Annotated in this window: 11 protein-coding genes, 1 tRNA gene, 2 rRNA genes and 1 pseudogene; 11 read left to right on the top strand and 4 right to left on the bottom strand. The window is 67.7% G+C overall.

What is annotated here, in order from left to right; genetic code table 11:
• The 3 genes from MOTC310_RS09770 to MOTC310_RS09760 all read left to right on the top strand — a co-directional run.
• Window positions 1-90: ribosomal RNA gene (locus tag MOTC310_RS09770) — 23S ribosomal RNA — on the top strand; the annotation flags it as partial.
• Window positions 91-256: 166 nt separating this feature from the next.
• Window positions 257-372: ribosomal RNA gene (gene rrf, locus MOTC310_RS09765) — 5S ribosomal RNA — on the top strand.
• A gap of 128 nt (window positions 373-500) precedes the next feature.
• Window positions 501-577 (top strand) — tRNA-Met (locus MOTC310_RS09760).
• On the opposite strand, the gene MOTC310_RS09755 is transcribed toward MOTC310_RS09760, so the two are convergent.
• Both MOTC310_RS09755 and MOTC310_RS09750 read right to left on the bottom strand, forming a co-directional pair.
• Window positions 548-778 (bottom strand): hypothetical protein, encoded by a 231-nt coding sequence (locus tag MOTC310_RS09755; RefSeq protein WP_331301623.1) that lies wholly within the window; start codon window positions 776-778, stop codon window positions 548-550. The genes MOTC310_RS09760 and MOTC310_RS09755 overlap by 30 nt on opposite strands.
• A gap of 127 nt (window positions 779-905) precedes the next feature.
• Entirely contained in the window at window positions 906-1,082 is a 177-nt protein-coding gene (locus MOTC310_RS09750; RefSeq protein WP_331294231.1) for a hypothetical protein, read from the bottom strand.
• Between the two features lie 271 nt (window positions 1,083-1,353).
• Here MOTC310_RS09750 and MOTC310_RS09745 point away from each other — a divergent pair.
• The 4 genes and pseudogenes from MOTC310_RS09745 to MOTC310_RS09730 all read left to right on the top strand — a co-directional run.
• Window positions 1,354-1,540: pseudogene (locus MOTC310_RS09745) on the top strand (IS5/IS1182 family transposase); the annotation flags it as partial.
• 416 nt (window positions 1,541-1,956) lie between these two features.
• On the top strand, window positions 1,957-3,159 hold the full coding sequence (gene nhaA / locus MOTC310_RS09740; RefSeq protein ID WP_331294230.1) for a Na+/H+ antiporter NhaA: 1,203 nt from the start codon (window positions 1,957-1,959) through the stop codon (window positions 3,157-3,159).
• A 69-nt stretch (window positions 3,160-3,228) separates the two neighbouring features.
• On the top strand, window positions 3,229-3,405 hold the full coding sequence (locus tag MOTC310_RS09735) for a hypothetical protein (protein ID WP_331294229.1): 177 nt from the start codon (window positions 3,229-3,231) through the stop codon (window positions 3,403-3,405).
• A 28-nt stretch (window positions 3,406-3,433) separates the two neighbouring features.
• Window positions 3,434-4,204: a potassium channel family protein gene (locus tag MOTC310_RS09730; protein ID WP_331301622.1), complete on the top strand. Its 771-nt coding sequence runs from the start codon at window positions 3,434-3,436 to the stop codon at window positions 4,202-4,204.
• Between the two features lie 49 nt (window positions 4,205-4,253).
• Here MOTC310_RS09730 and MOTC310_RS09725 read toward each other — a convergent pair whose 3' ends face one another.
• Complete coding sequence (locus MOTC310_RS09725; RefSeq protein WP_331294237.1) at window positions 4,254-5,150, bottom strand: LysR substrate-binding domain-containing protein; 897 nt, start codon at window positions 5,148-5,150, stop codon at window positions 4,254-4,256.
• A gap of 338 nt (window positions 5,151-5,488) precedes the next feature.
• Here MOTC310_RS09725 and MOTC310_RS09720 point away from each other — a divergent pair, with 338 nt between their 5' ends.
• The 4 genes from MOTC310_RS09720 (at window position 5,489) to MOTC310_RS09705 (ending at window position 9,828) form a co-directional block, all read left to right on the top strand.
• Window positions 5,489-5,767: a hypothetical protein gene (locus tag MOTC310_RS09720; protein WP_331294227.1), complete on the top strand. Its 279-nt coding sequence runs from the start codon at window positions 5,489-5,491 to the stop codon at window positions 5,765-5,767.
• A 346-nt stretch (window positions 5,768-6,113) separates the two neighbouring features.
• Window positions 6,114-7,811: an ABC transporter ATP-binding protein gene (locus MOTC310_RS09715; RefSeq protein ID WP_331301621.1), complete on the top strand. Its 1,698-nt coding sequence runs from the start codon at window positions 6,114-6,116 to the stop codon at window positions 7,809-7,811.
• 46 nt (window positions 7,812-7,857) lie between these two features.
• Window positions 7,858-8,817: an efflux RND transporter periplasmic adaptor subunit gene (locus MOTC310_RS09710; protein ID WP_331301620.1), complete on the top strand. Its 960-nt coding sequence runs from the start codon at window positions 7,858-7,860 to the stop codon at window positions 8,815-8,817.
• Window positions 8,818-9,312: 495 nt separating this feature from the next.
• Window positions 9,313-9,828, top strand: a complete 516-nt coding sequence (locus MOTC310_RS09705; RefSeq protein WP_331294215.1) for an STM3941 family protein — start codon at window positions 9,313-9,315, stop codon at window positions 9,826-9,828.
• A gap of 69 nt (window positions 9,829-9,897) precedes the next feature.
• On the opposite strand, the gene MOTC310_RS09700 is transcribed toward MOTC310_RS09705, so the two are convergent.
• Entirely contained in the window at window positions 9,898-11,379 is a 1,482-nt protein-coding gene (locus tag MOTC310_RS09700; RefSeq protein ID WP_331301619.1) for a winged helix-turn-helix domain-containing protein, read from the bottom strand.
• Window positions 11,380-11,779: the final 400 nt, after the last annotated feature.

Here is an 11,779-nt window from a genome sequence, read left to right as displayed (position 1 = left end):
CGTGGAAGACGACCACGTCGATAGGCCGGGGGTGCAAGCGCGGCGACGCGTTGAGCCGACCGGTACTAATCGCCCGATTGGCTTGATCGCTCTCGTGATCCGTGTCCGGACTGGTTCGGCAGCCGCAAAGGCTGGCGAAGCCAGAGACACACGAAACAGAAAGACCCGCAGCGGATCCGCTGCCTGCTTGCCGAACTGAGCACTCGCCGGCGCAGCACCCTGCGCCGCCCAGTGCCAAACACTTGCGTTGCGCCGGTCTGGTGGCCTGAGCGGCGTGCCCAGAACCCGATCCCATCTCGAACTCGGCCGTTAAACACGCCAGCGCCCATGGTACTGTGTCTCAAGACACGGGAGAGTCGGTCGCCGCCAGACCCGCACAACGCAAGACACACATTCCCTCATCACCATCACCGATCCGACCCCGGATACCGCCTACGCTCACAAGAGCCGGCGCGCCCGGACCAGCCGAACACACTTGCGGATCATCCGCAGACACTTGGCGCGGGGTGGAGCAGCCCGGTAGCTCGTCAGGCTCATAACCTGAAGGTCACAGGTTCAAATCCTGTCCCCGCAACCAACGATCCTTGCGACAGCGAGTCATCCAGAACCCCGGCCTCCGACAGGAAGCCGGGGTTTTTCTTGTTGGCCGCAAACCGCAGGATGCCGGCGAGATCGCCGCGCAGCCCAATTCGTGGCGCTTGCTCTCGAGGTCGGTTCCGCGCTCGATCCGCATCCGGTTGACCTCGCGGGTGAACTCGGCACCGAATTCCTTGAACACCTCCGGCTCCATTAAATGCGTGCGCAGCCCGCTCAGGATCGACGTGACCAGATCTGGCTATCCGACTGCCCATGGCAGCGGACGTGCAGTAGCCTCTCAATCGGCGCGGTCCAAAAGACCGGTCAGGTCAGCGTGAAATCTCGAGGGCGTGGGTGATCGCTGTCGGCCCCTCCCGTGCTGCGTGGCGGCGGCAGTTCTCCTCCTGAGGCATGAAGCGCAGCCGGCCCTTGCCCGCGCAGACGCCGGCGGCCTTGACCGCCTCCATGCCGCCGCGCTGACGCTCCCGGATAAACTTTTGCTCCACCTCCGCGACCAAGCCGAGAGCGGTGACGACCAGGCCGACCGGTGCGCCCCCGGGTGGCCGACACGAGCCGAGCGCGCTCGGGTGTTTCCTGATCGATGAGCGCGGCCTGCGTTCCGGCGATCGTGCCGCCGACGGCGGAGACGAGCGTCGCGGTTTGCGCGTTCACGCGCACCTCGACACCCTGACACCTCTGAGCATGCGCCGGTCCAGGCAGCGCGGTCAGCACCAGTTCGGTGACGGTGGCAGCTCTCACGGCGCGGATCCCTCCTGGGTGCGGCGCGAGACGGTGGAGCATCCCTTCGGCACGCTCAGAGGCCAGATTGGGGTTGACGCACTTCCTGACGAAGAACCTGCCGCGCGTCTCGGGCGAGATCGCGCTGCACGTCCCGACCTATAACCTGACTCGGGTGCTCAACGCCCTGCGTGCCCGGACCCTGCTTGCCGCGATGAGGGCCTGAGACCCCGCTCGTCCATCGTCCTCAGCGCCGCTACTGCCTGTTCCTGCGCGACAGCGTTTCCGCACAGCCAGGACCCGACCAAGTCGTGCTCGGGCGATCGCACGATTCTCGAGAGAGGACATACCCGCCTTTGCCTCGTCAGCGCGGTGCCCATACCGGCCGTTCGACGGTCCCCGCCTCACTCTGAGAGTAGACGGGGCCTGGTTCGCTGGGCGACTGACTTTCGATCCTCGCGATAGTTCCGAATGGTCTCGATTCCAGGGCCGCCTTGCAAGCTTCCTCCGTGCGGGGATCCGCGCGGACGAGGGTTGTGCCTGTCCTGGAACGATGCGATAGCCCGCGCAGGGTGCGCGGTCCGGAGGTCGGACCGGCAGGTCGAGCGCTGGTCGGGCCGCCAGCGCCGGAGACCTGCGCCCGTGTCGTCCCCCTCCCGTGTCATTCCGCGGCCGCCTCGCCCGCGCCTGTCGGCTTTGCGCGACATGCTCGTCAGCGAGGCCAGCGGCGGCCTCGTCCTGATGGCCAGCGCCGCGCTCGCACTGGCCGTGGCAAACTCGCCTCTGGCGGACGCCTACTTCGCGGCCCTCAAGGCCTATCTGGGCCCGCTCTCCGTCCTGCACTGGATCAACGACGCGCTGATGGCCGTGTTCTTCCTGCTCGTCGGCTTGGAGATCAAGCGCGAAGTGCTCGACGGGCGCCTGCGCACATGGCCCGACAGGGTGCTGCCGGGCCTGGCTGCGCTCGGCGGCATGGCCATCCCGGCCCTCGTCTACGGCGCGGTGAACTGGAACTCCCCCGCGACGCTGCGGGGCTGGGCCATCCCGGCCGCCACCGACATCGCCTTCGCCCTCGGCGTGCTCGCGCTCCTCGGCCCGCGTGTGCCGGTCTCGCTCAAGATCTTCCTGACGGCGCTCGCCATCATCGACGACTTGGGGGCCGTGCTGATCATCGCCCTCTTCTATACTGCCGACCTGTCGCTCCCGATGCTGGGCGGGGCCGCGGCGACGCTCGCCGTGCTCTACGGCCTCAACAAGGCCGGCGTGGCGCGCCTGTGGCCCTACCTGCTCCTCGGCGTCGTCCTCTGGATGTTCGTGCTTGCGTCGGGCGTTCACGCGACCGTCGCCGGCGTGCTGCTCGCGCTCACCATCCCTCTGCGCCTCAGCGTCGGCAAGCCGGACGACCCGACCTCACCGCTGCACATCCTGGAGCACGCGGTCCATCCCTGGTCGTCCTTCCTCATCCTGCCGGTCTTCGGCTTCGCCAACGCGGGCGTGTCGCTATCGGGGATCACGCCGCGGATGCTCCTCGATCCGGTGACGCTCGGCGTGGCGCTCGGCCTGTTCGCCGGCAAGCAGGTCGGCGTGTTCGGCTTCCTCCTCGCCGCCGTGAAGCTCGGGCTGGCGCAGCGCCCGGCCCATGCCGGCTGGTGGCAGCTCTACGGCGTCTCGCTCCTGTGCGGGGTTGGCTTCACCATGAGCCTGTTCATCGGCCTGCTCGCCTTCGCGAACGCACCCGAGCTGGAGGCCGAGACCAAGGTCGGCGTGCTGCTCGGCTCGCTGGCCTGCATGGCCGCCGGCGCGCTGGTCCTGCGGCTCGCCCCGGCCCGTCCGTCCCATCGCTGAGCCGGGAACGGTCGCGCTCGATCAAGCTGCGGCGAGCACCTTCGGCCTGCCAGAACCGCGTGAAGTACCATGCCTCGTCAGTTCCCTAGGCGTCGTCCCGGCGCCATCGACGGCCGTCTCTCCGACCTCGTCCTCGCCCTCACCGGGGTCCTGCTCCTCGGAATGGGCGTGCTGATGCTGCTGTCGTGGCTGTCGGGTGATGCCGAAGGCGCCGTGGCGGGCTACGCCATCGCGCGGGATTCCTGAGATCCAGCCCCTTCCGGCCATACGACCGATGACGACGTTCACCGCGACGCTGCGCGAGCTCTACGAGGAGGACACCGGACGCGCGCACCGCTTCCGTTACGCCCTGCTGGTGTTCGACGTGGCGACCATCGCCTTCGTGGTCGTCACCTCGTTCCTGCCCCTGATACCGTGGGTCGTCGCCTGCGACGTGGCGGTGGGCCTGTGCGTCCTGCTCGACTTCGCCGCCCGCCTGTTCATCAGCCGCGCGCCGCTGCGCGAGTTCCGCCACCTCAGCACTTGGACGGACCTTGTGGCGGTGGCCTCGTTCCTCGCTCCCGTGCTGGTCGAGGGCGTCGGCTTCCTGCGCATCCTCCGCACGCTGCGCCTGCTTCGGACCTACCACTTGCTGGAGCGCCTGCGGCAGGACAGCGACCTGTTCCGACGCAACGAGGACGCGATCCTGGCCGCGACCAACCTCGTGGTGTTCGTGTTCACGATGACGGGCATCGTCTACGCCACGCAGCACGCTCACAACCCGGCCATCCAGACGCCGGTCGACGCGCTGTACTTCACGGTCACGTCTCTGACGACCACGGGCTACGGCGACATCACCCTGCCGGGGCCGACCGGCCGGCTGCTCTCGGTCTTCGTGATGATCTGCGGCGTGACGCTGTTCTTCCGCCTCGCCCAGGTGGTGTTCCGACCCTACAAGGTGCGTTTTCCCTGCCATGCCTGCGGGCTGCAGCGCCACGAGCCCGACGCCGTGCACTGCAAGGCCTGCGGCAACCTCCTGAACATCCCCGACGAGGGATCCGACTGACGGCGCGAGCGCGGCAAACCTTCCCGTTGGTCGCAGGCCTCGATGGCCCTCACGGGACGATGGCTGCAGGGGCCACGACGCGCCGCTCCAGGGCCGCGACGATCGTCGACGACAACAACTCCGCCGCCGGCGAGACTTGGCCCGGCGCTTGGTAGAGGACGATCTCCGTATCGGGCAGCTTAGGCAGTGCTAGGCGGCCGGAGACCGTCACCATGTCGGCAGGGATCATTTCCGTCGGCAACACCGTCACCCCGAGCCCGGCTTGCACGGCGGCCTGCAATCCGGCCAGGCTCGGGCTGGTGTAGACGATGCGCCAATCGCGTCCGGCGGCATCGAGGGCCGACAGCGCGCGCTTGCGATAGACGTCCGGTGCCGGTGAGAGGACGAGCGGGATCGGGCCACCGGCTTCCGCGACGAGACGCGGTGACGCGACCCAGTCGAGCACCTCCCTCCAGACCCTCGTCCCGCCGCCCGGACCCTGCGGCTCGCGCTTGAACAGGATCAAATCGTATTTGCCCCTCGAGAAATCGTCGAGCAGGTTGACGGTGAAGTCGCAATTCACTTGGAGCGCGACCTGCGGATGGGCGCGGGCGAAACGCGCCAGGACCTCCGACAGGTGGGTGGTCGCGAAATCCTCCGGCGTGCCCAGCCTGACAAGGCCCGTCAGTTCCGGCGTGACGATTCGGGTTAGGGCCTCGCCACCGAGCTTGAGCATCTGCCGCGCATAGGTGAGCAGAACCTCGCCTTCGGGCGTCAGCTTGAGCTCCCGGCCGTCCCGGTCGAACAGGCGGCGGGAGATACCGTCCTCCAAGCGCTTGATCTGCAGCGACACGGTCGACTGCGTCAGGCCCAGTCTACTGGCCGCGCGCGTGAAGCTCCCGTTGTCGACGATGGCGACGAAGGTGCGCAGCAGGTCGAGGTCGAATGGCAACGGCGGGCCCGGCATCGTCGTCACATCAGCTCACCGGGTTCGGATCTCAAGCTCCGGCTTAAAGCTCCCGCCAAATCGTCACGGGCGGCAGTGCAGGAATGTGACGGAACACACATCGGTGTTTGACGGCGTGTATCCGACAGGGATTAAATATCGACAGTCTTGATCGGTGCGTTTCTTCGCATTTATTTTCGCAATGGGCGCCATTGATCCCGCGAGATTGTCCATCGAACCGTCAGACTCCAAACTATCTGCGTGGATGAGGCGGAACTGCTCCGCAAAGCGGCGGTGTTCAGGCCAGCCTCGATCCACGGACAGGTCGTCACGACCGTAAATCTGATTGGAGAAAAGCGATGAAGGCGTCGAAGAAGTTATCCCTCGTGACGGTCGCGGCCGTGCTCTGTGTCGCGCCGCTCTCGAACGCATTCGCCGACCTGCGTGCGGGCACTCCGACGCGGTCCCTTCCGCAGACGACCTGGGACGGGCTGTCGACCGGCTCGACCTTCGCGCAGGACGTCCTGACCACCACCGTCGGCGGCTGCCGTCGAAGCTCGGCTCAGGAAGGCAACGCCGACCAGCAGCACTTCCCGGTGCAGCAGTACGGGCAGACGTCGGGCGGCTACCGCTGTTGAAGCGGGAGCATCGCCTCGACGCGACGGCCGGTCGGCTGGCTGTCCAGCAAACGTCGGCATCAACACGGTCCGCCGTGCACCTCTGTCATGGCGGACCGCGCGTGCGATCTCGGACCTGAGTGCATCTCGCCGGCATCCGCCACACGCCCTTCATCGGACCGCCGGTCGCTTCGATCCAACCCCATGAGGCTCGAGCCCGCATGAGCCGGGTGTTCCGGGTCGGCCCCGCGCTCCTGCGCCATCCGCGCCGCGAGGGTTTCCCGCGTCTTCAAGCCATGCCCCGCACCCTGTCGGAGCCGTGCCCCTTCTCGCCTGCCCGCGATCCGAATTGGAGAATCCTCGCCCCATGGATGCGAAACAGACGCCCCTGACGCTCGCGGAAGCCTGCAGGCTCATCACTCGCCTTCTGAAACCGGAGGCGGGCTTCGTCTGGACGGCGGCCGTCTACGGGGTCGCCGTGGCGCTCCTGGGCCTCGCCGTGCCGGTGTCGGTGCAGCTCCTGATCAACTCGGTGGCCAACACGGCCCTGCCGGCGCCCCTTTTCGTCCTGTCCGGGCTTCTGCTCGGGCTTCTGCTCGCCGCCGCCATGCTCAGCGCCGCGCGGCTCTACGTGCTTGCGCTGTTCGAGCGACGCGTCTTCGCGAGGATCGTCGCGGAAATCACCCTGCGTGCCCTCCACGCCAGAAACCCGCACTTCGACGACGCAGGGCGCCGCGACCTGTTCAACCGCTTCTTCGATCTCATGACGGTCCAGAAAGCGGTCCCGCATCTTCTGGTCGGCGGCTTCGCGATCCTTCTACAAGCCGGGATCGGACTCGTCCTGACGAGTTTCTATCATCCGTTCTTTCTCGCCTTCAATCTCGTCGTCGCCGCCGTGCTGCTCGGCATCGGGTTCCTCTGGGCAGGGCCGGCGGTCCGGTCCGGCGCGGCGTTGAGCCATGCGAAGCACGAGACGGCTCGCTGGCTGGAGAGCGTCGGCACCTCGAACGGCTTCTACAAGCGCGCTGGTCAACGCTCGACCGCGATGGCGCGTTCTGAAGCGACGACAGCCGCCTACCTGCGCGCGCATCGCCGTCACTTCCGCCACACCTTCGCGCAGGCCGTCGGCTTCCTCGTTGTCTACGCGGTCGCGAGCGCCGCCCTGCTGGCGATGGGTGGATGGCTCATCTTGCAGGGGCAGCTGTCGCTCGGACAACTCGTGGCGGCGGAACTCGTCCTGTCGGGGGCCTTCTACGGAATCTCGCAGCTGGGCTCCCATGCGAGGACCTTCTACGACCTCGTCGCGGCGCTCCACGAACTGTCGCTGTTCGAAGGGATCGAGCCGGCGGACGGGGATGGGTGGACCGGCCCTGGCCCCGCCAATGGAAACCTGTGCCTGCGCGATGTCGAGGCTGATGGCTGCCGCTTCGATTTCTCGGTCGAGAGCGGTGAGATCGTCGCCGTGGCTGCCGGAGACGGGGTTGAGCGGACGATCGCGGCGCTCCTCGAACGGGGGATCCGGCCTCAGCGCGGGTTGATCATGATCGGCGGAGCCGACGTCGCGGCGTTCGCTCCGGAAGGATTGCGGTCGGAGATCATCATTCTGGATCGGCCGACGCTCGTCGAGACGACCATCCGCAAGTACCTGTCGCCGGTCGATGGGCCGTGTCCCGCTCAGATCCACGAGTGCCTGGAGCGTGTCGGACTGGCCGAGCGCATCCGGCGCCTGCCCTCCGGCCTCGACACGCCGCTGTCCGCCTCCGGCTCGCCGCTTTCGGCAGGTGAGGCCGTCGCGCTGAAGCTGGCCGCCACGCTTCTGCACCCGCCGAAACTCGTCGTCCTGTCGACGCTGCTCGATCTGCTGCCACCAGATCGCGTCGCGGCGGCGCTCGCGAGGTTCCGGAAGGCAGGCACGACGGTGCTGCATGTCACCCGGCGCCCCCCACAGCCGGTCCACGACGACCAGATCCGGCTGGGCCCGCACGGCTATGTGCGCGCCACCGAGCGTGAGGACCGGCTCGACAATGCCAAGCTGCAGGAGGGGACCCGTGCTGTCGCGGCCTGAATATATCCATCACTTCCCGACCCTGACCTCGATCCGGCCTCCCCGAGTGGCGGCCGTCCTGGCCTGGATCATCGGCATCGGGATTTGCCTCGCGGTCCTAGTCCTCCTGTACGTGCCCTGGGTGCAGACCTCGGCCGGGACGGGGCGCGTCATCGCCCCCAACCCCGCCGACCGCGTGCAGACGGTCACGGCCCTGGTCCAGGGTCGTGTGGAGCATTGGTACGTCGAGGATGGCCAGCGGGTTCGCGCGGGGGATCCGATCGCCCGTCTCGTCGACAACGATCCGTTTCTGCTGAAGCGGCTCGCCGCCGAGCGGGAGCAGATCGAGGCCGAGATCGCGGCGGCGGAGCAGGCGGTGAAGGTTGCGGAGAGCCAGGTCAGCCAGACGCGCGAGGCCGCCGACAAGGGCTTCGTGACGCGGCGCAACTTCGAGGCCGCGCAGATCCGCGTGGCGGAGCAGCGCGCGAAGCTGGCCGACGCCAAGGTCAAGCTCACCCGGCTCGAAGTGGCCGTGAACCGCCAATCGGCGCAGCTCGTTCGCGCGCCGAGGGACGGCCGGATCCTGCACATCAACGCGGCGGCCGCCGGCACGCTGGTCAATGCAGGGGACACTCTGGCCACCCTCGCGCCGCTCGCGCCGAACCGCGTCGTCGAGCTGATGGTCGACGGGCGCGACGTCGCCCTGATCCGGCCCGGCCAGAGCGTGCGACTCGCCTTCGAGGGCTGGCCGGCCATCCAGTTTAGCGGCTGGCCGTCGGTGGCCCACGGCATGTTCGATGGGCGGGTGCGTGCCGTCGACCCCTCGGCGCAACAGAGCGGCCTGTTCCGCGTGCTGGTCGAACAAGACCCCGACCGGTCCGCGTGGCCCGACGCCGATTTTATCCCGCTGGGCGCAAAGGTGCGGGGCTGGATCCGGATGGAGACCGTCTCTATCGGCTACGAGCTCTGGCGCGTGCTCAACAACTTCCCGCTGGAGTTCCCGAAGCCACGCTTGAATTCACCCTGAAAGATCGGGTTGTGCGCGACGACGGAGAGGCAGACGACCGCTTCGCCGATACTCTTCTCTGAAGCAGACCGGCCGCTTTCGGCCAGACTACGTCACGCCGGATCGTCAGCTCGCGCAGGACCGGACGTTCGGCTTGGCGCCCAATCCGGCCATTCGGGGCACACCACCGTGTTCTCCGAAGCGGACGCTCCGGCCGCGCCACGCGTAAGACCGAGGATCGCGCGCACCTCCTCCTGATTGTCGAGCAGATCCAGGCCAGGAATGCCGCCCCGCTGATCCGCGCTGAGGCCGTCGCGGCGGATGCGTCTTCGTCCAGGCCTGCCTGAACAAGGTGGAGAACCACCTCGAACGCGTTCGCACCGAGGCGTTCTGGGACCGCGTCATGCAGGAAATCGCCCAACATCGGCTACGGTATCGCCTTCGGTCGGGCGATAATCGCTCTCCCGAGGAGCGACGTGGCGCAGGTCAGCCCATCGCATTGCGGAGTTTGCCTACGTGGATGTCGTCGAGATCCATCGCTCGCCGTGGCGGACCATCGGCCTCTTCCTGGCCTCCGTCGGTTTCACGGCCTTCGCCGGCTGGCTGATCTATGCGCACCCGACAATCGGGCGCACGGCCGTGACGCCCGGAAGCTTCGCCGAGTTCGAGGCCTATGCCGGCGTCGCGTTCTTCGGCCTCTGCGCGGTGCTGATCTTCCCCAAGCTGTTCCAGTCGAAACCGGTGGTGTCCGTCGGGCCGCGGGGGATCTACGATCGCAGGCTGTCGACCGACTGGATCCCCTGGGAGACGATCCGTAGCGTGATGCCGATGCAGATCCAGCGGCAGCGCATGCTGGTGCTGGAGATCGACCCGGCGGCCGACGCGCATCTTCCCTGGACGAAGGGGGCGCGCCGCAAGGCCAAACTGAACCGGGTCTTCGGGCGGTCCGGGTACTGGATGACGGCGGCCGATCTGCGCGGCGGCTTCCCGGCATTGGCCGAGGCGGTGTCCGCGGCCCGGCGCGGCGCGTAGCCTGGGGTCCGCCGGCTATTCCATCGCCGCCCGGTCGTTCGTCCAAGAACTGACCCGGTGATCGCGGCTCTACAGCCCGGCTGTCGACGAAATCACGACGTCGGACAGGCCGAGCCACGAGGCCATCAATCGCAATTCCGCGAGCATCCGCTCCATCGTAGCCGCCGGCGCACTTGGCTCTCGATGCGCGCGTAGGACGATCAGCGCCCCGGCCCGTCGGTCCGCCTTCAGGTCGACCCTGGCGACGAGCGCGCCGTCCATGAGGAACGGCAGCACGTAGTAGCCATGCTCGCGCTTATGCGCTGGCGTGTAGATCTCCGACCGATACCGAAAGCCGAAGAGCCGCTCCGTCCTCTGGCGGTGCCAGACGACCGAGTCGAACGGCGAGAGGAGGGCCGCGCCAGCGTGCCGGCGTCCGGGCCGGGCATCCTTGTGCAGGTAGGCCTGCTGCTGCCAGCCGCGGACGTGCACCGGCACGAGGACGCCGGCCTCGACGAGCTGCTCGATGGGCAGGCGGGCATCGGCCGGCGAGAGGCGGTAGTAGTCGCGCAGGTCGTTCGCGGTCGCCACGCCGAGCGCCGCCGCGGACCGTGCGACAAGTTCGCGCCGGGCGTCCACCGGATCCGGGGTCGGTCGTGCGAGGGTGGCCCGGGGCAGCACCCGCTCGGGCAGGTCATACACGCGCTCGAAGCTGCCCCGTCGATGCGTCGACGCGACCAGGCCCGCCCAGAACAGCCATTCGAGCGCGTGCTTGGCATCGCTCCAGTTCCACATGCCCTTGGATGCCTTCGGGCCCGACACGTCGGACGCCGCCAGGGGGCCCCCGCTCTCGATGCGGGTGAGCAGAGCGTCGGCCTCCGCGCGCCGCGCGCCCGCGAACGGTTCGAGCCGGCTCCAGACGCCGCGGCCGCCGCGGGCGCGTTCCATGCGCCAACGCAGCAGGGGATGCAGGCCGATGGGCAGGAGGGACGCCTCGTGGCCCCAGTACTCGAAGAAGCACTCCGACTGGGCGATCGCCAGGGTGTCGAGCGCGCCGCGATCGTACGGGCCCAGGCGCGAAAACAGCGGCATGTAGTGGGCGCGGACGAGGACGTTCACACTGTCGATCTGGAGAAGGCCCAGCCGGCCGATCTCGCGGCGCATGGCGGCGGCACCGACCGCCGGCGGACGGCGACGCGAATCGAAGCCCTGAGCCATCAGCGCGATACGGCGCGCCTCCAGATCGGAAAGTTCGGGGATCAGATCCAGTCTCCGGAGCGCGGGCGGAACGTGGCGGGCTTGCGTAGCGATGCGAAGCGCGGCAGGGCGCTTGCCCCGATCGCGCGATGGTAGCCTGATCCCAAGCGCCTCAAGAACGATCGAGGTATCTGCGCGAGGTATATAATTCCGCGACGCAGATTGCGGAGCAGTGACGGCATCAACGATGACCCGGCAGATCCCTGACAGAATAGATTTTAATTCCAAGTCGTATTTTCTATATCCAATGGTTTCCTTGCTGCCACCCGGGCACCCGTGCTGGGATTGCTGCGAATTCAGCCGGACGACCAGCACCGCAAACTACAGAGGCAACACGGCAGAGTGGGCGATCGTAGGAGAGAATCTCTACCTCCACGGGTTCGGCGGAGAGGCGGAAGACGATTTTGGCCCGAGCATCAAGAGCAAGCGACCGAGGCGGCAGATCGGGATGCTCGACGTCCATGAGGTCGACACGCCTGTGCCGGCCTCCTGGTTCTCCGGCGATCTCTACTGTCCGTCGGGCAACGCCCCAGGCACCCGATGGGATGATTTCACCCCCGAGGAATTCCTCCTGTTCAGGATCGTGCGAGGCAGGTTGGTCGCGCACCTGACGGTGCCGAACGCCGGGGAGGTCGCGGACGGGAGTTTCGGTGACGCGACCGCCTTGCTGGATCGGTTCATCGACGTCGGCACCGGGCCGGAGATCGCCCCTGGA

The organism is Methylobacterium oryzae, assembly GCF_036441375.1.
GTDB lineage: Bacteria > Pseudomonadota > Alphaproteobacteria > Rhizobiales > Beijerinckiaceae > Methylobacterium > Methylobacterium oryzae_A.
This window is presented reverse-complemented; position numbering and strand designations above follow the sequence as displayed.

Bases quoted from the DNA above. Each gene is read 5' to 3' on its own strand.
- MOTC310_RS09715 (WP_331301621.1), top strand. From the start codon at position 6,114: ATGGATGCGAAACAGACGCCCCTGACGCTCGCGGAAGCCTGCAGGCTC.
- MOTC310_RS09730 (WP_331301622.1), top strand. From the start codon at position 3,434: ATGACGACGTTCACCGCGACGCTGCGCGAGCTCTACGAGGAGGACACC.
- MOTC310_RS09720 (WP_331294227.1), top strand. From the start codon at position 5,489: ATGAAGGCGTCGAAGAAGTTATCCCTCGTGACGGTCGCGGCCGTGCTC.
- MOTC310_RS09725 (WP_331294237.1), bottom strand. From the start codon at position 5,150: ATGCCGGGCCCGCCGTTGCCATTCGACCTCGACCTGCTGCGCACCTTC.
- MOTC310_RS09735 (WP_331294229.1), top strand. From the start codon at position 3,229: ATGCCTCGTCAGTTCCCTAGGCGTCGTCCCGGCGCCATCGACGGCCGT.